The organism is Lysinibacillus sp. NPDC098008, from assembly GCF_044760715.1.
GTDB lineage: Bacteria > Bacillota > Bacilli > Bacillales_A > Planococcaceae > Lysinibacillus.
Genome location: NZ_JBIWBA010000014.1, coordinates 60056 through 82995, shown reverse-complemented (window position 1 = coordinate 82995; position 22940 = coordinate 60056). Strand labels below are relative to the sequence as shown.

Here is a 22940-nt window from a genome sequence, read left to right as displayed (position 1 = left end):
GAGGAAACCTGCATGCAAATCGAAAAAATTCGAGGGCATCAAACAGATCAATTATTTAAAGCTGTGTTAGAGCTGAGAGATATCGAAGAATGTTATAAGTTTTTTGATGATTTATGTACAATTAGCGAAATTCAATCGTTGGCACAACGTTTTGAGGTTGCACATTTACTACGTTTAAAGAAAACCTATGAATCCATTAAAAAGGAAACAGGTGCAAGTACAGCAACTATTTCAAGGGTACGTCGTTGCTTTGATTATGGAAATGATACATATGATGAAATGCTTGGTCGTTTGTATCCTGATGAAAAGCCATTTCAAGCACCAAAAGAATAGTTGAGAAGAGGCTGGGTAGAGTTTCTACCTAGTCTTTTTCATTTTTTTGTTGGGAATCATAAGCTATACTTGTAAGCGAATCAATTATGCTCCAGCGTAACTGCGTCTAGATTTTTTCGAGTGCTCGAAAAAATCTGTGACATACGAGGGGCTTCAGTGAATGTACTTTGCTGAACTACGATAAATCGAAAATGATAGGTGGGCAATAGATGGATTATTTAGAATGGAAACATGTGTTCAAGCTAGACCCAGCAAAGGAGATTTCAAATGAACATCTTGAAAAAATTTGCGAATCTGGCACAGATGTTATTGTAGTTGGAGGAACTGATCATGTGACATTAGATGGTGTATTAGATTTACTTGTTCGTGTAAGACGCTTTGAAGTACCGATAGCACTTGAAATTTCCACAATTGATGCTGTTACACCAGGTTATGACTATTATTTTATTCCGACTGTATTAAATAGCGATGATCCAACATGGATTAAAAATTTACATCATAAGGCGATTAAAGAGTACGGAGATATTATGGTATGGGAGGAGTTAGTTGCAGAGGGATATTGCATTTTAAATCCAAATTGCAAAGTAGCGCAAGTAACTGGTGCAAAGACAGATTTAACGATTGACGATGTAGTAGCCTATGCACGGCTGGCAGAAAATTTCTTTAAGCTACCTGTATTTTATCTAGAGTACAGCGGCATGTATGGCGATCTCGAAATTGTAAGTGCCGTGAAGCAAGAATTAAAGCAGACAAAGCTATTTTATGGTGGAGGTATTACATCTGCAAAGCAAGCAGCAGAAATGGCACAATTTGCAGATACAATAATTGTTGGCAATATTATTTATGAGGATATAAAAGCTGCACTGGCAACTGTAAAAGCTGTGAAAAATACGTTATAATTTTAAGAACAAATGTTTGTGAGGTGGTAGAAGGAAATGGAGCAGTTAACCAAAAATTTATTAGCAGGTATGAACCCGGAGCAGGAGAGGGCGGTTAAAACAACAGAAGGACCATTGCTCATTATGGCGGGTGCTGGCTCAGGCAAAACGCGTGTATTAACACATCGCATTGCTTATTTAGTGATAGAAAAGGAAGTATATCCATCTAAAATTTTAGCGATTACCTTCACAAATAAGGCGGCACGTGAGATGCGTGAACGTATTGATAGCATTCTCGGTAATGGTACTGGCGATAGTATGTGGGTGTCTACGTTTCACTCAATGTGTGTAAGAATTTTGCGTCGCAATATTGATCAACTCGGTATTTCTCGTAATTTTTCGATCTTAGATTCTACTGATCAGCTATCGGTGATAAAAAATGTAATGAAGGAAGAAAATATTGATCCTAAGCGTTATGAACCACGCGCTATTTTAAATGCCATCAGTGGAGCTAAAAACGAATGCATAACAGCAGAGGACTATGCGGGAAAAATCAATGCCAGCAATCCATATGAGCAAACAGTAGCACGTGTCTATCAAGGCTATGAGAAAAGATTACGCCGCAACCAATCCCTAGATTTTGATGATTTGATTATGACGACGATTACGTTGTTTAAACGTGTACCTGAAGTGCTTGAATATTATCAAAATAAATTTCAATATATTCATGTCGATGAATATCAAGATACCAATAAATCCCAGTATTTACTTGTGCAGCTATTAGCGAAGAAGTTTAAAAATATTTGTGTTGTGGGGGATTCTGACCAATCTATTTATCGTTGGCGTGGCGCAGATATTGGCAATATTTTATCGTTTGAAAAGGATTATCCTGACGCAACAGTAATTATGCTTGAGCAAAATTATCGTTCAACAAAGCGCATCCTGCAAGCAGCTAATGACGTCATTCAAAATAATACAACACGCTATCCAAAAGAGCTGCACACAGAAAATGCTGAGGGTGAAAAAATTGTCTTATATAAAGCTTATAATGAGCAAGAAGAAGCACAATTTGTTGTCCAAACAATCCAGCAATTGATCAAAAAAGAAAATCGTTCATTTGATGACTTTGCTATTTTATATCGTACAAATGCTCAATCTCGTGTAATGGAGGAAATGCTGGTAAAGTCCAATATGGCCTATCAAATTGTAGGCGGCACAAAGTTCTATGATCGCAAAGAAATTAAGGACTTGCTTGCGTATTTACGTCTTATTGCCAACAATGATGATGATTTATCACTGGCACGTATTATTAATGAGCCAAAGCGTAGTATTGGTGCTACATCCTTTGAAAAAATGGCGCGCTATGCAATTGAGCAAGATCGCTCTATTTTTGATGCAATGAATGATCTTGTATTTATGGGCTTATCAGGAAAAGCTGCCAATTCAGCAGAGCAATTTTATACAATGATTAAAGGCTTTACAGAGATGCAAAATTATTTATCGGTTACTGAAATTGTTGAGCAAGTAATTGAGCAATCAGGCTATCGTGCAATGCTGCAAAATGAAAAAACGATTGAAGCTGAAAGTCGTTTAGAAAATATTGAAGAGTTCTTATCTGTTACAAAGGCATTTGAGGAGCGTAGTGATGATAAAAGCTTAATCGCCTTTTTAACTGATTTAGCATTAATTGCTGATATTGATGCGCTCGATAAAGAGGATGCATCGAAAGGCAATATTATTTTGATGACAATGCATGCTGCTAAAGGCTTAGAGTTCCCGATTGTTTTTATTATTGGTATGGAGGAAAATATTTTCCCACATTCACGCTCCCTTGATGATCCAGATGAAATGGAAGAGGAGCGTCGCTTGATGTATGTGGGCGTGACGCGAGCAGAGGAGCGTTTATATTTAACATGCGCACAAAGCCGCACGATTTTTGGACGTTCAAGCTATAATAATGCCTCACGATTTTTACAGGAAATTTCCGAGGATATTTTAGAGCCAATTTCAAAGGCAGCTACAAAAGCAACAACACCATTTGCAGCAAGCAATCGTTCAACGGGTGGCTCTCAAAGGCGGACACTTGGAGCCGTTCAGCAAACACAGCCTGCAACAGCACGCTTACAAGCAACAGGCGGTGACCAGTTTGGCTGGAAGGCTGGCGATAAGGCGATTCATAAAAAATGGGGAACAGGTATGGTTGTTAGTGTAAAAGGTGAAGGTGATAGTACAGAGCTGGATATCGCTTTTCCACAACCAGTGGGCATTAAGCGATTATTAGCTCAATTTGCACCGATTGAAAAAGCGTAAGCGGAGGAACTTACATGAACGAAATTGAACAACGTATAGCGGAGTTAAATCAATTATTGCATGAGTATGGACATGCCTATTATGTATTGGATAAGCCTGTTGTAGCTGATAGTGTTTATGATCAATTAATGCAGGAGCTTATTGCATTAGAAGAAGCAAACCCTTCACTAATCTACCCTGACTCACCGACACAGCGTGTTGGTGGGGCAGTGGTAGAGGGCTTTAAAAAGGTAACGCATGATTACCCGATGCTTAGTTTATCAAATGCCTTTAATGAAGCGGATTTACGGGAGTTTGACCGCAGAGTTCGACAGGCAATTGGTGATCATTTCTCTTATGTATGTGAGTTGAAAATAGATGGTCTTGCTATTTCATTGAAATATGAAAACGGCGTATTTGTACAAGGGTCAACACGAGGCGATGGTGTTGTAGGTGAAGATATTACAGCTAATTTAAAGACAATTCGAGCAATACCGCTGCGCTTAAAGGAGCCTATTACAATTGAAGTACGCGGCGAAGCCTATATGCCGAAAAAATCCTTTGAAAAATTAAATGAACAGCGTGCAGAAAACGGTGAGGAGCTGTTTGCGAACCCACGTAATGCTGCTGCGGGTTCATTGCGTCAGCTAGACCCTAAAATTGCAGCAAGCCGTCAATTATCAACCTTTATTTATGCAATTGGTGGCGATGGAGAGGCATATGGTATTGATGGACATGCAGAAATGCTAGACTATTTAGAGAGCTTGGGATTCCCTTCCAACAAAGAGCGTCAACGCTGTACAACAATTGAAGAGGTAATGGCTTTTATTGAGCATTGGACAGAAAATCGTCTAAATTTAGCCTATGAAATTGATGGTATTGTCATTAAGGTTGACCGCTACGCACAGCAGGATGAGCTAGGCTATACAGCCAAAAGCCCGCGCTGGGCAATTGCTTATAAATTTCCTGCGGAGGAAGTTATCACAACATTGCTAGATATTGATTTAACAGTAGGACGTACAGGCGTTGTGACCCCAACTGCTATCTTAGCACCAGTGCAAGTAGCGGGAACAACTGTCCAGCGTGCATCATTACACAATGAAGATTTAATTCGCGATAAGGATATTCGCCTTGGAGATACAGTGATTATTAGAAAAGCAGGAGATATTATTCCACAGGTTGTAGGTGTACTACTGGAGCAGCGTCCTGCAGATTCTGTGCCATATGTAATGCAAAAAAACTGCCCCGTATGTGATAGTGAGCTTATTCGTATTGAAGGGGAAGTTGCACTACGCTGTGTAAATCCTGCCTGCTTTGCACAAATTGCAGAAAGCATTAAATATTTTGTTTCACGTAATGCCATGAATATTGATGGTTTAGGGGATAAAGTAGTTGAACAATTATTGCGTGCAGATTTAATTCATGATGTATCTGATTTATATCATTTAACAGTTGAACAGCTTGTTGAATTAGAACGAATGGGCGAAAAATCAGCAACAAATTTAGTCAATGCGATTCAGGCTTCGAAAGAAAATTCGATGGAGCGATTATTAATCGGCTTAGGTATTCGACATGTTGGAGAAAAGGCAGCAAAGATTGTATCAGAGCAATTTGGTTCAATGGAGGCATTAATGGCGGCTACAGAGGAAGAACTAGTAGCAATTCATGAGATTGGCGATAAAATGGCTTCATCTCTTGTTGAATACTTTGCAAATGAAGATGCTCGTGCAGTGATTGAACGCCTTGCTGAGGTAGGCGTTAATATGACTTATAAAGGGAAGAAAGTAGAGGCTGTAATCGGTGACAATCCTTTTGCAGGTAAAACAATTGTCTTAACTGGTAAACTTGAGCAATTGACACGTAACGAAGCAAAGGCGAAAATAGAAGAGTTAGGTGGTACTGTGACAGGCAGTGTTAGCAAAAAAACAGATCTTGTGATCGCGGGTGCGGACGCAGGCTCTAAGCTAACAAAGGCTGAGCAATTAGGCATTGACATTTGGAACGAGGAAACCTTAATTGAGCAACTTAGTCTTATTTAACAGCTTTAAAATTGATTATTCGTAAAGGAGCATTAAATAATGAAGTCTTTTCGACTCATTCCAGCAATTGTAGCAGCTGCAATGTTAGTCGGCTGTGTGCCCTCTAACGGTGGGGGAACAGAGCTTACGCAGGAAACACAGGAAAAAGAAAAAGCTGAAACAACAATTATTCCAAGCATACAAATTGATGAATCCTATTACAAAACATTGATTCCTTATAAAGAGAGTGCAAGTAGAGGGCTTGTTGTATCAAATATTTATACAAAGTATGATATGAAGGAAGTAGAAGAAGGCTTAATGCGCCTTTCGCAAAAGGAGTTTGACACTGAAAATTATTACTTCCAAGAAGGGCAATATTTAGCTGAAGATACAGTGAAGGACTGGCTAGCACGTAGCTCGCAAGTAGAAACAGGCTTAAACCCGCCAACAACAGAAACGATGACAGCTGAAGAGCGAGCGACAAAGGCTCCTGTGTACTTAGCACATATTGTAGAGCAAAATTATTTAACAAAAACAGATGATAATAAAGTTAAATTAGGCGGGGTTTCAATCGGTCTTGCTTTAAATTCAATTTATTACTATCAAAAAGAGCAGTATGGGGAATATTATGAGGAACCGATTTCAGAGGCTGAGCTTGTGGAACAAGGTAAAAAAATGGCGGCTGAAATTGTTACGCGATTACGTGCACGTGATGAGCTAAAGGATATTCCAATTGTTGTTGGTTTGTTTAAACAACAAGCACGTAATGCCATTATTCCGGGATCCTATTTTAGCTATGGTGTAGCGAAGGCTGGTCAAAATGACATCGCTGGCTGGGAGACGATTGATGAAAATTATGTATTATTCCCAACAGATGATTCCCAGGATGTTTATCGAGATGTGAGCAGAAACTTCAAAATCTTTAAGCAAGATGTTGATAAATATTTCTCAAATTATACGAGCGTTATCGGCACAGGCTTTTATCGCGATAAAGAAATCCAAAAGCTTACCATCGAAATTCCTATTCAATTTTTTGGTAAAGCAGAAATTATCGGCTTCACACAATATTTGACAAGTAGTTTAATCAATCAATTTAATAATATTCATGTTGAAGTGAGCATTACTTCAGTCAACGGTCCTGAGGCATTAATTATTAAAAAAGCGAGTGATACGGACCCATATGTGCATGTGTATGATTAATAATAGTCAGCCTTTGTGCTGGCTATATTTTTAGGAAAAACAAATATAATAACACTTTGTCATAGTGGTGAAAGTTTCTATATTTTTGCTGAAAGTTGTGATTTTTAATAGGAAAAATGTTATGATTATTTGCATGGTTAACTTTATTCAACCCTATTGTTATCAATAAAAACAATGAATTGAGTAAGTATTTGGAGGTGTGAAAAATGGCTAAATTAACAAAAGAAGAAGTAAAGCATGTAGCAAATTTAGCGCGTCTTGCAATTACAGAGGAAGAGGCAGAAAAGTTTGCAGAACAGCTTGGAAAAATTACTGACTTTGCAGAGCAATTAAACGAGCTAGATACTACAAATGTTGAACCAACAACACATGTTTTACCATTGGTCAATGTTATGCGTGAAGATGTAGCAGTCAAAGGTTTAGATCGCGAAGTAATGATGTTAAATGTAAAAGAACAAGAAGATGGTCAAGTAAAAGTACCACCTATCATGTAATACTAAAACATAGGAGGATTCCTCATGACGTTATTTGAACGTTCAGCTAAGGAATTACAAGCTGATATTAAAGCAGGTAATTTATCAATCGCTGATTTAACAAAAGAAGCCTACGAGCGTATTGCAAAGCTTGATGGCGATGTACAAGCATTCCTCGCTTTAAACGAAGAAAAAGCAACGGCACAAGCTGCTGAAATGGATCAAGTACCATTTGAAGAGCGCGGACCACTTTTCGGTCTTCCAATCGGTGTAAAGGACAATATTGTAACAGAAGGCTTAGAAACAACTTGTGCCTCTAAAATTCTTGAAGGCTTTATGCCCATTTATGATGCTACTGTTGTCAACAAGCTACGTGAAGCAGGCATGGTGACAATTGGTAAGCTCAACATGGACGAGTTTGCAATGGGCTCTTCTAATGAAAACTCATACTATAAAACAACAAAAAATCCTTGGAATTTAAACCACGTACCAGGGGGTTCTTCCGGTGCATCTGCAGCAGCAGTAGCAGCAGGCGAAGTACCATTCTCTCTTGGTTCAGATACAGGTGGTTCAATCCGTCAACCAGCCGCTTACTGTGGGGTTGTAGGGATGAAACCTACATATGGTCGTGTATCTCGCTTTGGTCTAGTTGCCTTTGCATCTTCTTTAGACCAAATCGGGCCAATTACACGCAATGTTGAAGATAATGCCCTTTTACTTGAAGCAATTGCAGGCTTAGACCCAAATGATTCTACTTCTGCAAATGTAGAGGTGCCAAATTATGCAGCAGCGCTTACTGGTGATGTGAAAGGCTTACGAATCGCTGTGCCAAAGGAATTCCTTGGTGAAGGTGTTGGTGAAGCAGCACGTCAGTCAGTGCTAGAGGCATTAGAGGTACTAAAAGGCTTAGGTGCAACAGTAGAAGAGGTATCACTACCACATTCAAAATATGCACTTGCAGCATACTATATCCTTTCTTCTTCTGAAGCATCTTCTAATCTTTCTCGTTTCGATGGTATTCGTTATGGTTTCCGTGCAGAAAACGTTACTAATTTAATGGACCTTTATAAAGAAACACGTGCACAAGGCTTTGGGGATGAAGTAAAACGTCGTATTATGCTTGGTACTTACTCATTAAGTGCAGGGACATATGATGCTTATTACAAAAAGGCTCAACAAGCACGTACGTTAATTAAAGCTGATTATGACAAAGTATTTGAAGACTTTGATGTCATCATTGGACCTACATCGCCAACACCTGCATTTAAAATTGGTGAAAACGTTGATGATCCGATGACAATGTATGCGAACGATATTTTAACAATCCCGATGAACTTAGCGGGCGTACCTGCCATTTCAATTCCATGTGGCTTTGAAAACGGTCTACCACTAGGCTTACAAATTATCGGTAAATATTTTGATGAAGCAACAATTTACCGTGTAGCGCATGCTTTTGAACAAGCAACAGCGTTCCATAAACAAGTTCCTCAAATTTGGGAGGGAAAATAACATGAATTTTGAAACAGTTATTGGTTTAGAAGTACATGTTGAGTTAAAAACAAACTCAAAAATCTTCTCACCAGCACCTGCGCATTTTGGTGCTGAACCAAATACAAATACAACAGTAATCGACTTAGGTTACCCAGGTGTGCTACCTGTACTTAATAAAAATGTAGTAGATTTCGCAATGCGTGCGGCACTTGCATTAAATATGGAAATCGAGCAAGAAACAAAATTTGATCGTAAAAACTACTTCTATCCAGATAATCCGAAAGCTTATCAAATTTCACAATTCGATAAACCAATCGGTAAAAATGGCTGGATTGATATTGAAGTAGATGGCTATACAAAGCGTATTGGTATTACACGTCTTCATATGGAGGAAGATGCTGGTAAGCTGTCACATGCTGGTGACCATTCATTAGTTGACTTTAACCGTCAAGGTACACCTCTTGTTGAAATCGTTTCTGAGCCAGATATTCGTACACCAAATGAAGCATATGCTTACTTAGAAAAATTAAAATCCATTATCCAATATACAGAGGTATCTGACTGTAAGATGGAGGAAGGATCACTTCGCTGTGATGCGAACATTTCAATTCGTCCTTATGGTCAAGAAGAATTTGGTACAAAAACAGAGCTGAAAAACTTGAACTCTTTCAACTTTGTACGTCGTGGCTTAGAGCATGAGGAGTTACGCCAAGCAGATGTATTATTATCAGGTGGCGTGATTGAGCAAGAAACTCGTCGCTTTGATGAAAAAACGGGAAAAACTATTCTTATGCGTGTAAAAGAAGGAACAGACGATTATCGTTACTTCCCAGAGCCAGACTTAGTGCGCCTATCCATTGATGACGAATGGCTAGAGCGTGTAAAATCTGAAATTCCAGAGCTTCCAGATGCACGTAAAAAACGCTATGTTGAGGAATTAGGCTTAACACCATATGATGCAGGTGTACTTGTAATTTCAAAAGAAATCTCTGACTTCTTTGAGGCAATGGTCACAAATGGTGCAGATGCTAAGCTTTCTGCTAACTGGTTAATGGGTGATGTATCTGCCTACTTAAATGCAGAGCAAAAAGATTTAAAAGATACAGCACTAACACCAGAGAACCTTGCTGAAATGGTGAAATTAATTGCCGATGGTACAATTTCCTCAAAGATTGCTAAAAAGGTATTTGCTGAATTAGTAGAAAAAGGCGGCTCTGCAGAGGAAATCGTGAAGGCAAAAGGCTTAGTGCAAATTTCTGATGAAGGTGCATTACTAGCAATTGTTACAGAAGTTCTAGATAACAATGCACAATCAATTGAAGACTTTAAAAATGGTAAGGATCGTGCAATTGGCTTCTTAGTTGGTCAAATTATGAAAGCAACAAAAGGTCAAGCTAACCCACCAATGGTTAATAAATTATTACAACAAGAAATTGCTAAACGCTAAAAAAATGGTACTGGGATGGAATAAGCCCGGTACCATTTTTGGTTTAAATTACAATTTTGTTGTCCACCAGCCTGTTTGACGGTTACTGTTTAAATTCTTGGTTTCTAATAATTCTCCATTTCCATCCAATGTATAATCATGGGTGGGCGTTGAAAAGAATACTTGCTCCTCTGGTCGAGTTGCCTGTGTTTTTATTAATTGATCTTTAATTGTGGCAAGTTGCTTTCGCTTTGTGTACATGGGATCGACATTATGGGTGAGGAAAACGGCTGCATCTGGTGGTAAATTAATATGACCTGTTTCATCCACCTCGTAATCAGTGTCGCCAATAGTAATTTTTTCGCCTTGTTTATACCCAATATCAAATAAATTATGGGACATAAACGTATTACGGCTACCCAGAACCTGTTTTTCCGAAAAAGTTCGACCATCCTCTCTTAAATAATGTCTCACAGTTTGACCACTACTTTTAACCGTAAACCAACCAGGCTCAATCCCAACGCTCTTGAACATCTCCAATACTTCCTCACCAGAATATGAATACCTTGAACCGATTAAGCCAGATCGCCCTGTAAAGCCAGAAAAAAAGTCTTCAATTTTATTGATCTTTGTTACATCCTGCTGAGAATAAATAGCTCCTGTATCAACACCTAGTCGTTCGCCCAATTCGGTGAAAGCAGTGCCAAGAATGGAACCAGAGCCATGGTAGAAGCTTTGCATAACCGTTGAAACGCCATTAAAACTAAAGCGATATAAAGCACCATTTTCAAATTCAAGCACGTTATTCTTTGCTTTTATTTCCTTTACTTCTTTTCCTTGTAAATGGGTGAGTGATTGAATAGCTTGATGGCTTGTAATCCCCTGCTTACTCGCTACCTGCTTTTGCAGACTACTAGGTGATATTTCCACCGTATCTAATTTTTCATACAGTTTTTTCATAGTCCCTTTAGATAATTGATTGTATTGACTTAATTGTTTCATCGTTGATAACATGTTTGTTTTAGAGGAGCCATTATTGAAAAGGCTTCGCATAAGAGAGTAGTGTTGCATTTTCATAGAAATTCACCTCGTATATATTATGGAATGATTGGGTAAAAATAAGAAAATCTTAATTTTGGTGTTAAACTATAGGGCTTTGTGCTATTTGAAACCTTACCTTGTAATTGAACACTCCACTGACTATGAAAGGCTTTATTTTGAACAGCAGGAATATTGGCGATCCATGAATAGGAGGAGGTGTTAATCCACGAAGAATCGGCCGCTAATTTAATTCGTCTATATTCACTTGTTGCAGAATTTACCTTAGTGCCACCAAATGTAACTTGGTAAACAATAGCTTTTTTAGGGACGTCTGCGATATGTCTAAGATCATACGTATCCTGAGCAGTATTAATTGACGTCGTTAATGTTAAAGGTGTTGTTGCTGTGTATTCATAGGAATCCACCGTATAATTGGGGCTGCCAACGGTAAAGCGATAATCCCCACCTGTTCCAAAAACACTTGAAACTTTCACATAGTAAATCCCCGCTGTGGGTACATTAAATTCGTAAGGAAAGGCGCCTATAAAAGAAGGATCTTTACTATAGTTCTCTTCAAAAATTTGCCCCAAAGTAGCATCAAATATTTCAAATTTAAAGATTGGACCTGTTTGACCATTGATAGATAAATAGGTTTCTGGATTGGCTGGTAAATAAACTTGATACCAATCCTCGTCTGTTGCACTTGTCAAATTGCCAACTAACACTTTTTGACTCGCATTATTCCCATTAATCATTTGAGCTGGATCATGATTGTTTCTCTCAATAAGCTGCGCATTTACTGATGTATCATTTGGTTCTGCCTCATCAATTATAGCTGCAGCTGCTTCTTCGATGAAAAATGGTAAAGAGATAAACAAAACAAATAGAAAAGCGTAAATCTTTCTCATTATTAAAACTCCTCGCATTTTTTATTAGAAGGACCTTCCTTTACTATATCGAACATAATATGTAAATATTTATATTATTTCGGAAAATAAATACTTAGATATTTTATAAATTAGAAGTAAATAGTACTTATATTTTTTGTAAATAAAAAGAGCTTTACAGTTGTCTTAAATGTGGATTCGTAGCAAAATATAGAATAGATTATATAGAGGGGGACGAGCCAATGAAAACAGAACAACAATATTTTAATGAAGCTATTTCTATTCAACAATATATGGACAATATGACAACACTAAAAGAAGAAAGCTTCCGCATTTATGACGGTTTTGAAGTGCCGACAAATGATGGTTTTATTGATTTACTAAAGGACAAGCAGCCAAAAATTTTAACGATTACGGAAGATTGGTGTGGCGATGCAATGTTAAATAATCCAATTATTCGTCGTGTTGCTGAGGCAGCAGGCATAGAGATGCGTGCGGTTTTACGTGATGCTGATACAAATTTAATTGATCGTTATTTAACAAATGGTGGCCGTGCGATTCCAATCTATTTGCTGTTAGATGATGCAGGTGAGGTTGTTGGAAAATGGGGGCCACGCGCACCTGAATTACAGGAGCTCGTAGTAACGAAGCGAGCAAGCTTACCAGATAAAGAAGACCCAGCATTCGAAGAAGCACAAAAGGCACTTTATACGGAAATCCGTGAAGAAAACATTGCTAACAAATCGTATTGGACTTTTGTCTATGAGGATTTTAAAAAGCAAATTACAGCAGCATTACAATAAAGTAGTGCAACATTTCAACGGCTAATTCGTTGAATGAAATAGAATCTTATGAAGCAGGAAGGTATGTTATGAAACGAGCAAGAATCATTTATAATCCTACATCTGGACGTGAAGCATTTAAGAAGCATCTCCCAGAGGTGTTAGCGAAACTAGAGGTAGCAGGCTATGAAACATCCTGTCATGCAACAACTGGTGAAGGTGATGCAACACTTGCAGCAAAAAAAGCGGTAGAGCGTGGCTTTGATATGATTATCGCCGTTGGTGGAGATGGCACATTAAATGAAGTTATTTCAGGTGTAAGTCCGTTTGAAAATCGTCCGAAAGTTGGTCTAATTCCAATGGGCACTACAAATGATTTTGCCCGTGCCGTGCATATCCCTCGAAATATTGATGAGGCAGTAGATATTATTATTCAAGGCGATACAATACCAGTAGACGTTGGTTTATTAAATGGTGAACGTTATTTTATCAATATTGCAGCTGGTGGACGAATTACAGAGCTAACATATGAAGTGCCAAGCAAAATGAAAACAATGCTTGGGCAGCTAGCTTATTATTTAAAAGCAGTAGAAATGATACCATCTATTAAAGCTTCACATATGCGTATTGAGTACGACGGTGAAGTGTTTGATGGAGATGCCATGATGTTTCTTTGTGGCCTAACAAATTCAGTAGGTGGCTTTGAAAAGCTTGCGCCAGATGCCAGTATTAACGATGGCTACTTTACATTAATTGTGTTGAAAAAGGTCAGCTTACCTGAGTTTATTCAGCTTGCTGCTATGGCTTTAAGAGGCGAGCATTTAAACGATGACCGGGTTATTTATAAGAAAGCCAGCGTTGTAAAAGTCACGACAGAAAATGAAGTACACCTCAATTTAGATGGCGAATATGGCGGGGATGCACCTGCCACATTTGAAAACTTAAAGCGTCATATCGAAATATTTGTACCACTTGCGGATATTCGTGAGGAAGATCGTATTTGAGATTAAGTAAGTGGTTTCCGCTCAAAAAGGAGTCCAAAGCGCTCAAAATTGTGTGGAAACCGCTTAAAAATATAAGGCGACCGCTCAATCGCAATAAAGATTGTGAATAAATTAAGTAAAATGTTTGGCAAATGTGCGTATATTACTTGAACAAAATTTGAAACCTTTATAAAAGACTGAAATTTCGGTCCGTTATAAAGGTTTTTTTCGTTGTAATAGTGGAAAATAAGGGTATGAATAGGGGAAGGGGAGTGTTGCCTTTGTATAAATCACAAGAAAAAAAGCTCATATGGTTAAGCTTTGGTGTGGCAATTATTATGCTACTTTCTATTCTTGGAAAAATATTTGGTAGCTAAGGGGGCAATAAGATGATTAATGAGTCAGCAGTCTTTTGGAGTCGTGCATTAACGGAGCTAACATTATCGTTCCATATTATTTATGCAACCATTGGTGTAGGTGTTCCGTTAATGATTATGATTGCTCAATGGACTGGATATAAAAAGAATGATGAGCATTATATCTTAATGGCAAGACGCTGGGCACGTGGCTTTGTTATTACTGTTGCAGTTGGTGTTGTCACAGGCACAGCAATTGGCTTACAGTTATCTCTATTATGGCCTAATTTTATGCAGCTAGCTGGTCAAACAATTGCATTGCCACTTTTTATGGAAACGTTTGCATTTTTCTTTGAGGCTATATTTTTAGGAATTTATTTATACACATGGGATCGTTTTGATAGTCAAAAAAAGCATATGCTGTTATTAATACCTGTAGCTGTCGGTGCATCAATGTCTGCTGTTTTTATTACCATTGTGAATGCTTTTATGAATGCGCCACAAGGCTTCGATATTGTGAATGGCGAGCTTGTGAATATTCAACCTTTACTAGCAATGCTTAACCCAGCAATGCCGACAAAGGTAGCACACGTACTTGTTACAGCATATATGACATCCGCATTTGTGCTAGCAGCTATTGCAGGCTATAGAATGCTAAAAGGGTCTAAGCATGTTTATCATAAAAAGTCATTATATTTACTGATGAAAATAGGCTTAATTTTCTCGATTGCTGCTGCTATTATTGGCGATTTTTCAGGAAAATATTTAGCTGAATATCAACCCGAAAAATTAGCCGCAGCAGAATGGCATTTTGAAACAGAGGGTAAAGCCTCACTTGTTTTATTTGGTGTATTAGATGGGGAAGAAGTAAAATATGCTATTAAAATTCCGTATGCTTTAAGTATTCTTGCACATTTTAATCCTAACGCAGAGGTGATTGGCTTAGACCAGTTTGCAGAAGAGGATTTACCACCGCTTTATATTCATTATCTTTTTGATATTATGGTGTCCATCGGCATGTTTATGGTGCTTGTATCACTGCTTTATGTAATCGGGCAAAGGCGTGGGTGGAAATTTATTCATACACGCTGGTACAGGTGGATTATTGTCGCTGGTGGCCCGCTGTCCATTATTGCGATTGAAGCGGGATGGTGGCTTGCAGAGGTTGGTCGTCAGCCGTGGATACTTTACGGTTTAATGCGTACACCAGAAGGCGCTACAACAAGTGACCATGTTGATTTAATGCTGCTATTATTTGCAGGCGTCTATGCTGTATTAGCAGTGGGTAGTGTTGTTGTATTGATACGTATGTTTAAAAGGAACCCAATTGAACGTGAAATTGAAGATCGCCATTCTGAAAAAGGCGGTGATATTTTATGACATTAGAGGTTTTAGGAATTTCAGTATTATGGATTTTTCTATTTGGTTATGTTATTGTCGCATCCATTGATTTTGGTGCAGGCTTCTTTAATGCATACAGTTTATTGATTGGCAAAAATCATATATTAACAAATATCATTAAACGTTATTTATCACCTGTATGGGAAGTAACGAATGTGTTTTTAGTGTTTTTCTTTGTAGGCATCGTAGGATTTTTCCCACAAACAGCCTTTTATTACGGAACAATTTTACTTGTCCCTGTCAGCATTTCACTTGTCCTATTGGCAATTCGAGGCTCCTACTATGCATTTGAGGCTTACGGAGCACGTGGGCATATTGGCTATACATTGACATATGGTGTGGCAGGCTTGCTTATCCCAGCCTCCTTTTCTGTTGTTTTTGCCATTGCAGCTGGTGGCTACGTGGATATGGTAGATGGGCAGCCTACATTAAATTATTGGACATTATATACAAGTCCATTTGCATGGAGTATTGTTGTATTAAGTATTGCTGCGGTATTGTATATTTCCGCTGTATTTTTAACATGGTATGCGCATAAAGCAAATGATATCGAAGCAACAAAGCTGATGCGAAAGTATGCACTTGTTTGGGCAGTTCCTTTAATGATTAGTGCACTTGGCATTATGTATGAAATGAAATTCATTAATCCAGAAAGTTACAATCATATGGTTGAGCTATGGTGGATGTTTACTATATCAGCGATATTATTCATTATTACTGTACTGCTTATTGCCAAACGTCAAAAGTACGGGCTTGCAGTAGGGCTGCTGATTGCTCAATTTGCGGTAGCATTCTTTGCATACGGTATTGCACAATATCCGTATTTATTGTATCCATATTTAACGATTTATGATAGCTTTACAAGTACGCAAATGGCGATTGCCTTAGTGATTGCTTTTGTTTTAGGGCTTTGTCTTCTTCTTCCATCACTGTATTTATTGATGAAATTATTTTTATTCAATAAAAATTATGTAACAGGAAAAGAAGATAATCATGCATAGGAGGGAATCAATATATGCAAAGCTTTTTAATTTTTTATGCGCCATTTATTGTTGTGATCCTTGGCATTATCGTTGCCTTCTTGTGGGCACCAAAGGATCAATATATTACAAAAACTCAAGAAAAGGGTCGCGAATAGCGGCTCTTTTTTCAGTCGTCAACACATGCTACAATAAGAGGATTGAAATGGAGTGAGTAAAATGTCAGCACCTGTGAAAAAAAATGATCGTTTGACAGTATATATAGAAGATTTAACGCATGACGGCAATGGTGTCGCTAAAATTGACGGCTATCCATTATTTATCCAAGGCGCATTACCAAATGAAACGGCTGAAATTCATGTACTAAAAACATTAAAAAATTATGGCTTTGCAAAAGTTATAGACATTCTTCAGCCATCGCCAGATCGTGTAGAGGCGCCATGTAATTATTTCAAGCAATGTGGCGGCTGTCAGCTTCAGCATCTATCCTACGAGGGACAGTTGAAATGGAAGGAAAATATGGTGCGTAATGTGATGCAGCGAATTGGTAAAATCGATGCACCTGTTTTACCTGTAAAAGGAATGAAGGAGCCTTGGCATTATCGCAATAAAGCCCAAATTCCATTCGCTACAAATGAAGCAGGACAAGCGATTGCAGGCTTCTATAAAACAAAAACACATAGCATTGTCGATATGGAACGCTGCCTAATTCAAACAGGAGAGGCAGATGCTATTCTAGCTGGCTTGAAAAAGGAATTAGCAGCATTGGGAATTCATCCTTACAATGAGCAAACACATAACGGAATGCTACGCCATGTAGTTATTCGTAAAGCACGAGCAACGGGTGAGGTCATGGTTGTTCTTGTTACGAAAAAGAAAAAGCTCTCTCAAAAAGAAGCAACCGTTGCCGTGATTCAAAAACTTGTTCCGAACGTTACATCGATTATGCAAAATATTAATAGCGCTAAAACAAATGTCATTTTCGGCGATGAAACCGTCAACCTGTGGGGCAAAGATGTGATTATTGATACAATTGGCGATGTGCGCTTTGAAATCTCAGCACGCTCCTTCTATCAGGTAAACCCTGAGCAAACAGAGGTGCTCTATAAGCAGGCACTTGATTATGCAGACTTGCAGGGGAATGAACGCGTAATTGATGCCTATTGTGGTATTGGCACAATCTCCTTATTCCTTGCACAACAAGCAAAGGCAGTGATGGGTGTTGAAATTGTCCCACAAGCTATAGAGGACGCCAAGCGCAATGCCATGTTGAATGGCTTAACCAATACGTATTTCGAGGCAGGTCCAGCAGAGAAAATCATTCCACGCTGGTATAAAGAGGGTAAGGAAGCAGATGTCCTCGTTGTCGACCCACCACGCAAAGGCTGTGACGAAGCACTTTTAAAAACCATCTTAGAGCAGCGCCCAAAACGAGTGGTCTATGTATCCTGCAATCCAGCCACACTAGCACGTGACCTTCGCATTTTAGAGGATGGTGGCTATCAAACAAAGGAGATTCAGCCAGTCGATATGTTCCCACATTCGACGCATGTTGAGTGTGTGGCGTGGATGTCTAGGGTGGTTGTAGACAAGCAATAAACTCCTGTACTTTATAATAAAGTCGCAATATCCATATTCAACCGTTTAAAATAAAGTCCTGTACCCAAAATGCCCGAAACCCTTGTAACTACTATCTTTTCTTGATTTGAATCTTACAGAACTTTATTTTAAATCGAGAAAAACGTGAACAAAAAGTGTGAAAAAAGGGCGGAAAAACGTGCAAAACGTGATTAAAAATGTGTGAAAATGAGGGAAAGATAGCGTGACTTTATTTTAAACGGCAACGGTGGAATGCGGGTTGGCGTGGGGTGAAGATGGGGTGAGATTTTTTTAAAAGAACAGTGGTGTAGATAAATATTAATCTCTTGGCAACCAAAATAAACTCTTGCTAACTTCACCACCAATACTGTCAAAATAAACATTTGCTTTTTCAATATAAAACTCATTAAAAACTCGGTTTTTCCACATCAGGATCCCGAGTTTTTTATGTCTTTTTCAATATCATTTCAATACATATATGTACCTAAACCGATTGATAATAGTGGGTTTATCCAATATACTAATCAATATAATCTCAATAATTTTTCCACTATTTTTATCTTTTTTCTTTACCTCTTATCTCAACCATTTTCTTCCCTCTATTATGGCAAAACTTTATTCCAACTCCGAAAAAACCGTGAAAAAACAGCCGAAAAAGGCCCGAAAAACGACCGATATTAATCCAAAATTGGATAAAAATGAGGGGTCTGTAGCAAAACATTATTATGAGTGAAACGGTGGAATGCGGGTTGGAGGGGTGGGGTTTTAGCAAATGATTATTCTTATGGTGGAAAATTGTCTGTTTAAAAAGTAAATCTCTCAATTAAAATAAACATTACCGACTCTGATCCGAATATCGTTAAAATGAACATTTGGAAGTTCTTAAAAGAAAAAAGAGAGAAAATATAGATAAAAAATGAAGGGTTGAATTTAAAACAAGATTCAACTCCTTATTTTGATAAAATATTTCTTTAAGAACATTTACTTGAATTATAGTTTGAAAATTCCCTCAGTAAAGTTTTTTCTCAAATGCTTTTGTTTGGTTTAATCGAGGATAAGCCCAAGGAGTAATTCCGAAAATAAGTCTTCATTTTTATTAAATACTTAATTTAAGAATTCCTACCCAACTTTACTTGGTAAACAAGGTCTTAATCTTCTTTCTTACCTGCTATGCCGTAAAAGAATAACTTGGTAAGATCCTCAGCAATTGGAAGTGTCATTGTGGCAACATCTTCACGCTGCAAATATTCTTGAAACATCTTTAAATAGAATAAAATAGCTTCATCTGATATCTCAGAGTCAATATATCCTTGTTCTCTACCTTCATTAAAAAGTTTAATGAAGAGTGGAAGGGCTTCCTTTTGATATACTTCTTCAACATAACTCTGCCCACTTGCATAATCTTTCATAAAGTCTTGAAAAAATCGTTCGCTTATTTGATTAGCGGCAATACCTTTTTCAAATATAATCTTTTTAATCTTCTCATTAAATGGAAGGTCATTAACTAATAGATGTTTTTGTTCATCCCATATCTGATCAACATAAAACTTAAAAACTAAACGAACTAGATTTTCTTTACTTTCAAAGTAATTATATATGGTGACTTGCGATACATTGGCCTTTTTAGCTATTTCTGTAATAGATACCTTTTGTAATCCATACTCCATGAATAGGGCTAATGCGGCATTTAAAATGTCTCTTTTCTTTTGTTCCCTACGTTTTTCAAACCCATCCATTTTCTTCACCTCATTGTTAGTTTAATAAAAATTATGTAATAAAACAATAAAAATAGTTCATAAGTTGTTGCAGAAAAAATAGTTTTTGTATATTATGAAATAAACGAGTTAAAATAGTTCATAATTTAAAGGCGATGAAACATGAATCTATTAAAATGCTGTGGAGGATTAATATTATGATAGGAAACTTTCCAGAAATTAAAACGATAAAACTAAAATTAAATGATATAAATGTCAATTGCTATACAGCTGGAGAATCTGGTTCTCCTGTGATACTTTTGCATGGTGCAGGAGTTGATTCAGCAAATATATCTTGGAGTGAGGTATTAGGTCCTTTATCAAAAAATCACCGTGTATTTGCTCCTGACCTTCCTGGGTATGGAGAAAGTGATAAACCTAATGTGGAATATTCACTTTCCTTTTACATTGATATATTGAATCAAATAATAGATCGTCTTCACCTTGAGAAGGCTAACTTGGTTGGACTATCTTTAGGTGGAGGAATCTCTCTTGGGTATACGCTCGAATATCCAGCTCGAGTAGAAAAGCTAGTATTAGTAGGTGCGTGGGGGCTATTTAGTAAACTTCCTTATCATCTTCTCACTTATTGGTATACACAATCATTCCTCAATGAACTTTCGTATAAATGGTCAAGTAAAAGCAGAAGATTTGTGAAGTGGACGCTGCTAAATAGTTTATTTGGAAATCCTAATAATGTATCAGAAGAACTTGTAGATGAAATTTATGGATTTTTACAAGCACCACATGCTGGTAAAGCATTTATGTCATTCCAGAGAAGTGAGATTACACGCACAGGACTTAGAACTAAGTTGGCAGAAAATCTATCTGAAATTAAAAAACGGACATTAATCGTTCATGGGTCAAAAGATACCTCAGTTCCTATTAAACATGCGTTTGAAGCACATGAGGCTATGAAGGCTTCCGAGCTGTATGTAATGGAAGGGTGTAAACATTGGCCACAGAAAGAGAGACCGGAAGAGTTTACCCGAGTTATTACAACATTTCTAGGGAAAGAGTAAAGTAAAAATATGTACTTGAACAGGAGCTATAAAGAAATGAACATAGTAATTAAACAAGAACAGGTGAAAGACTATAAAATAACTGAAGAAGTGGTAAAGAATGCATTCGCTAATGCGGAGCACAGTGATAAAAATGAACATCATTTGGTGTCTCGTATTAGAAATTCAAACGTATTTATACCAGAATTATCTTTAGTGGCGATGGATAATGATGATAACAAACAAGTGGGACATATTCTATTATCCAAGATAAAAATTAAAAATGAAGATCAAGTTGTAGAGTCACTCGCTCTTGCACCTGTATCTGTCCTACCAGAATATCAAAATCAAGGCGTAGGTAAATTATTGATTAGTAAAGCATTGCAAAAGGCAAAAGAGCTTAGATTTAATTCGGTTGTTGTTTTAGGGCATCCTGAATATTATCCGAAGTTCGGGTTCAAAAAAGCATCCACTTGGGGAATAAAAGCACCTTTTGAAGTGCCAGACGAGTCGTTTATGGCAGTGGAGTTAGGCGGAAATACCCTTGATAAAGTTTCAGGAGTTGTTGAATATCCTCGTGTGTTTTTTGAATAAAATGTAAATTAAAATTAAGAATATGACCATTAATTATATCTTTTTTATTGGTGTTCAATATGGTTTTTTCTGAAGAAGTTCTAGAATTGGAGATGATACAGCTGTTCCGTTTTTAGAGCCCCTCTATTAAAAGTATATCTTTCATGGTAGTTTAATCCATTTCTTAATTGATTCATACTTCGAGTAACATTATTAAGCATTTTTTGACTATAAAAAAATAGACTTTAACCAGTTAGTAGGGGAAATGGAAAAAACGACCGCTGCCTCGGCCTGTGTGAAATAATTCGTTGTGATTAAATTAGCAAGTCATCTTTAAACAATGATATAAAGGAGTGAGTTTATGTCTGCTAATAATTTTCCTGGACCAAATCCACAAACTCCATTTCCATTAGAAGGAAATAAAAATGTTCAATTTATTAAGCCAACTATAACAAGAAAAAATGTTTCTGTTGGGGATTATTCGTACTACGATAGTAAACATGGAGAGTCATTTGAAGAACAAGTTCTATATCACTATGAAGTAATAGGTGATGAACTGATTATAGGAAAGTTTTGTTCGATAGGTCCAGGAACAACCTTTATTATGAATGGAGCGAACCATCAAATGGATGGCTCTACTTATCCATTCCATTTGTTTGGCAGTGGGTGGGATATGTATGTACCTACCTTAGACGACCTGCCGATTAAAGGAGATACTGAAGTCGGAAATGATGTATGGATAGGAAGAGATGTAACAATTATGCCTGGAGTCAAAATTGGAGATGGAGCAATAATTGCTGCACAATCAGTTGTTACAAAAAATGTAGCCCCCTATACAGTTGTTGGAGGAAATCCTGCGATAGTTATAAAAAAACGTTATTCAGATAAAGTAATAGAGGATTGGCTAACAATAAAGTGGTGGGATTGGGATTCTAAGAAAATTAGTGATAATCTCGAGTTCATAATAGGTGGACATATAGATAAATTGAAAAAGAACAATTAAATTAAGATCGGACTGGATGCTTAATAGGTTCTTCTGATCTTTGTTCTAAAATACTTCACTCTCGAAAAGTAGTGTGGATGATGACTTACTTGGTGGGTTTTGTACCAAAAGGTTAAGAAAGTAATTTAAGTAGAAAATCTATTTTCTTATATCTGAAACTCTTTTTCTACTATGTAGATCAATAATAAACTCTTGACAGTCATAATAAACTTTTGCTAACTTTACCACCAATTCTGTAAGAATAAACCTTTGCTTTTTCAATATAAAACTCATTAAAAATTCGGGTTTTCCTCATCAGGAACCCGGATTTTTTCATGTCTTTTTCAATATCTTTTCAATACAGTAATGTTCCCAAACTATTGATGTTACTGGCTTTTTCCAATATTCGATTCAATACTATTTCAATAACAAATCAATACTTATCCAATATTTTTATCTTTCCTCTTGATCTCTTATCTCCATTATTTTCTTC

At 37.3% G+C, this 22940-nt stretch carries 20 protein-coding genes; 17 read left to right on the top strand and 3 right to left on the bottom strand.

All coding sequences use genetic code 11. The features are described 5' to 3' along the window. Window positions 1–12 precede the first annotated feature (12 nt). The 8 genes from ACIQVU_RS12930 (at window position 13) to gatB (ending at window position 10129) form a co-directional block, all read left to right on the top strand. Window positions 13–333, top strand: a complete 321-nt coding sequence (locus ACIQVU_RS12930) for a YerC/YecD family TrpR-related protein (RefSeq protein WP_402895886.1) — start codon at window positions 13–15, stop codon at window positions 331–333. A 209-nt stretch (window positions 334–542) separates the two neighbouring features. Beyond that, window positions 543–1232: a heptaprenylglyceryl phosphate synthase gene (pcrB, locus tag ACIQVU_RS12925; RefSeq protein ID WP_340807745.1), complete on the top strand. Its 690-nt coding sequence runs from the start codon at window positions 543–545 to the stop codon at window positions 1230–1232. A gap of 36 nt (window positions 1233–1268) precedes the next feature. Beyond that, the gene (gene pcrA / locus ACIQVU_RS12920; RefSeq protein WP_340807743.1) at window positions 1269–3521 is read left to right on the top strand and encodes a DNA helicase PcrA; all 2253 of its coding nucleotides are present in this window, start codon (window positions 1269–1271) and stop codon (window positions 3519–3521) included. Between the two features lie 14 nt (window positions 3522–3535). Further along, entirely contained in the window at window positions 3536–5539 is a 2004-nt protein-coding gene (ligA, locus tag ACIQVU_RS12915) for an NAD-dependent DNA ligase LigA (RefSeq protein ID WP_340807741.1), read from the top strand. Between the two features lie 39 nt (window positions 5540–5578). Further along, window positions 5579–6718, top strand: coding sequence for a CamS family sex pheromone protein (locus ACIQVU_RS12910; RefSeq protein WP_340807740.1), 1140 nt, complete (start codon window positions 5579–5581; stop codon window positions 6716–6718). A gap of 206 nt (window positions 6719–6924) precedes the next feature. Further along, window positions 6925–7212 (top strand): Asp-tRNA(Asn)/Glu-tRNA(Gln) amidotransferase subunit GatC, encoded by a 288-nt coding sequence (gene gatC, locus ACIQVU_RS12905; protein WP_053995386.1) that lies wholly within the window; start codon window positions 6925–6927, stop codon window positions 7210–7212. Window positions 7213–7236: 24 nt separating this feature from the next. After that, window positions 7237–8700 (top strand): Asp-tRNA(Asn)/Glu-tRNA(Gln) amidotransferase subunit GatA, encoded by a 1464-nt coding sequence (gene gatA / locus ACIQVU_RS12900; RefSeq protein WP_340807737.1) that lies wholly within the window; start codon window positions 7237–7239, stop codon window positions 8698–8700. Window position 8701: 1 nt separating this feature from the next. Continuing rightward, window positions 8702–10129, top strand: coding sequence for an Asp-tRNA(Asn)/Glu-tRNA(Gln) amidotransferase subunit GatB (gene gatB / locus ACIQVU_RS12895; RefSeq protein ID WP_340807735.1), 1428 nt, complete (start codon window positions 8702–8704; stop codon window positions 10127–10129). A 48-nt stretch (window positions 10130–10177) separates the two neighbouring features. On the opposite strand, the gene ACIQVU_RS12890 is transcribed toward gatB, so the two are convergent. Together ACIQVU_RS12890 and ACIQVU_RS12885 are read right to left on the bottom strand one after the other, a co-directional pair. Then, window positions 10178–11185, bottom strand: coding sequence for a hypothetical protein (locus ACIQVU_RS12890; RefSeq protein ID WP_402895882.1), 1008 nt, complete (start codon window positions 11183–11185; stop codon window positions 10178–10180). A gap of 20 nt (window positions 11186–11205) precedes the next feature. Next, a complete protein-coding gene (locus tag ACIQVU_RS12885; RefSeq protein ID WP_340807733.1) occupies window positions 11206–12057 on the bottom strand; it encodes a hypothetical protein in 852 nt (283 codons plus the stop codon). Window positions 12058–12278: 221 nt separating this feature from the next. On the opposite strand from ACIQVU_RS12885, the gene ACIQVU_RS12880 reads away from it, so the two are divergent. The 6 genes from ACIQVU_RS12880 (at window position 12279) to rlmD (ending at window position 18137) form a co-directional block, all read left to right on the top strand. Beyond that, complete coding sequence (locus ACIQVU_RS12880) at window positions 12279–12839, top strand: thioredoxin family protein (RefSeq protein ID WP_340807732.1); 561 nt, start codon at window positions 12279–12281, stop codon at window positions 12837–12839. Window positions 12840–12907: 68 nt separating this feature from the next. Beyond that, window positions 12908–13822, top strand: coding sequence for a diacylglycerol kinase (locus ACIQVU_RS12875; protein WP_340807731.1), 915 nt, complete (start codon window positions 12908–12910; stop codon window positions 13820–13822). Between the two features lie 368 nt (window positions 13823–14190). After that, window positions 14191–15537 carry a cytochrome ubiquinol oxidase subunit I gene (locus ACIQVU_RS12870; protein WP_340807730.1) on the top strand — a complete coding sequence of 449 codons (1347 nt, stop codon included), beginning with the start codon at window positions 14191–14193 and terminating at the stop codon, window positions 15535–15537. Beyond that, window positions 15534–16559, top strand: a complete 1026-nt coding sequence (locus ACIQVU_RS12865; protein ID WP_340807729.1) for a cytochrome d ubiquinol oxidase subunit II — start codon at window positions 15534–15536, stop codon at window positions 16557–16559. The genes ACIQVU_RS12870 and ACIQVU_RS12865 overlap by 4 nt, the downstream gene beginning before the upstream one ends. 14 nt (window positions 16560–16573) lie before the next feature. Next, window positions 16574–16696, top strand: a complete 123-nt coding sequence (cydS, locus tag ACIQVU_RS12860; protein ID WP_340807728.1) for a cytochrome bd oxidase small subunit CydS family protein — start codon at window positions 16574–16576, stop codon at window positions 16694–16696. Window positions 16697–16757: 61 nt separating this feature from the next. Further along, window positions 16758–18137, top strand: a complete 1380-nt coding sequence (gene rlmD / locus ACIQVU_RS12855; protein ID WP_340808630.1) for a 23S rRNA (uracil(1939)-C(5))-methyltransferase RlmD — start codon at window positions 16758–16760, stop codon at window positions 18135–18137. A 1148-nt stretch (window positions 18138–19285) separates the two neighbouring features. Here rlmD and ACIQVU_RS12850 read toward each other — a convergent pair. Further along, window positions 19286–19873 (bottom strand): TetR/AcrR family transcriptional regulator, encoded by a 588-nt coding sequence (locus ACIQVU_RS12850; RefSeq protein ID WP_018664382.1) that lies wholly within the window; start codon window positions 19871–19873, stop codon window positions 19286–19288. A gap of 176 nt (window positions 19874–20049) precedes the next feature. On the opposite strand from ACIQVU_RS12850, the gene ACIQVU_RS12845 reads away from it, so the two are divergent. The 3 genes from ACIQVU_RS12845 (at window position 20050) to ACIQVU_RS12835 (ending at window position 22468) form a co-directional block, all read left to right on the top strand. After that, window positions 20050–20913: an alpha/beta fold hydrolase gene (locus ACIQVU_RS12845; RefSeq protein ID WP_018664383.1), complete on the top strand. Its 864-nt coding sequence runs from the start codon at window positions 20050–20052 to the stop codon at window positions 20911–20913. Between the two features lie 36 nt (window positions 20914–20949). After that, window positions 20950–21486: a GNAT family N-acetyltransferase gene (locus ACIQVU_RS12840; protein WP_137743049.1), complete on the top strand. Its 537-nt coding sequence runs from the start codon at window positions 20950–20952 to the stop codon at window positions 21484–21486. Between the two features lie 340 nt (window positions 21487–21826). Beyond that, window positions 21827–22468, top strand: coding sequence for a Vat family streptogramin A O-acetyltransferase (locus ACIQVU_RS12835; protein WP_018664385.1), 642 nt, complete (start codon window positions 21827–21829; stop codon window positions 22466–22468). The last annotated feature ends 472 nt before the right edge of the window (window positions 22469–22940 follow it).

Bases quoted from the DNA above. Each gene is read 5' to 3' on its own strand.
- gatA (WP_340807737.1), top strand. From the start codon at position 7,237: ATGACGTTATTTGAACGTTCAGCTAAGGAATTACAAGCTGATATTAAA.
- cydS (WP_340807728.1), top strand. From the start codon at position 16,574: ATGCAAAGCTTTTTAATTTTTTATGCGCCATTTATTGTTGTGATCCTT.
- gatC (WP_053995386.1), top strand. From the start codon at position 6,925: ATGGCTAAATTAACAAAAGAAGAAGTAAAGCATGTAGCAAATTTAGCG.
- ACIQVU_RS12880 (WP_340807732.1), top strand. From the start codon at position 12,279: ATGAAAACAGAACAACAATATTTTAATGAAGCTATTTCTATTCAACAA.
- pcrB (WP_340807745.1), top strand. From the start codon at position 543: ATGGATTATTTAGAATGGAAACATGTGTTCAAGCTAGACCCAGCAAAG.
- ACIQVU_RS12845 (WP_018664383.1), top strand. From the start codon at position 20,050: ATGATAGGAAACTTTCCAGAAATTAAAACGATAAAACTAAAATTAAAT.
- gatB (WP_340807735.1), top strand. From the start codon at position 8,702: ATGAATTTTGAAACAGTTATTGGTTTAGAAGTACATGTTGAGTTAAAA.
- ACIQVU_RS12850 (WP_018664382.1), bottom strand. From the start codon at position 19,873: ATGGATGGGTTTGAAAAACGTAGGGAACAAAAGAAAAGAGACATTTTA.
- ACIQVU_RS12840 (WP_137743049.1), top strand. From the start codon at position 20,950: ATGAACATAGTAATTAAACAAGAACAGGTGAAAGACTATAAAATAACT.
- ACIQVU_RS12875 (WP_340807731.1), top strand. From the start codon at position 12,908: ATGAAACGAGCAAGAATCATTTATAATCCTACATCTGGACGTGAAGCA.
- ACIQVU_RS12930 (WP_402895886.1), top strand. From the start codon at position 13: ATGCAAATCGAAAAAATTCGAGGGCATCAAACAGATCAATTATTTAAA.
- ligA (WP_340807741.1), top strand. From the start codon at position 3,536: ATGAACGAAATTGAACAACGTATAGCGGAGTTAAATCAATTATTGCAT.
- rlmD (WP_340808630.1), top strand. From the start codon at position 16,758: ATGTCAGCACCTGTGAAAAAAAATGATCGTTTGACAGTATATATAGAA.
- ACIQVU_RS12835 (WP_018664385.1), top strand. From the start codon at position 21,827: ATGTCTGCTAATAATTTTCCTGGACCAAATCCACAAACTCCATTTCCA.
- ACIQVU_RS12865 (WP_340807729.1), top strand. From the start codon at position 15,534: ATGACATTAGAGGTTTTAGGAATTTCAGTATTATGGATTTTTCTATTT.
- ACIQVU_RS12870 (WP_340807730.1), top strand. From the start codon at position 14,191: ATGATTAATGAGTCAGCAGTCTTTTGGAGTCGTGCATTAACGGAGCTA.
- ACIQVU_RS12885 (WP_340807733.1), bottom strand. From the start codon at position 12,057: ATGAGAAAGATTTACGCTTTTCTATTTGTTTTGTTTATCTCTTTACCA.
- ACIQVU_RS12890 (WP_402895882.1), bottom strand. From the start codon at position 11,185: ATGAAAATGCAACACTACTCTCTTATGCGAAGCCTTTTCAATAATGGC.
- ACIQVU_RS12910 (WP_340807740.1), top strand. From the start codon at position 5,579: ATGAAGTCTTTTCGACTCATTCCAGCAATTGTAGCAGCTGCAATGTTA.
- pcrA (WP_340807743.1), top strand. From the start codon at position 1,269: ATGGAGCAGTTAACCAAAAATTTATTAGCAGGTATGAACCCGGAGCAG.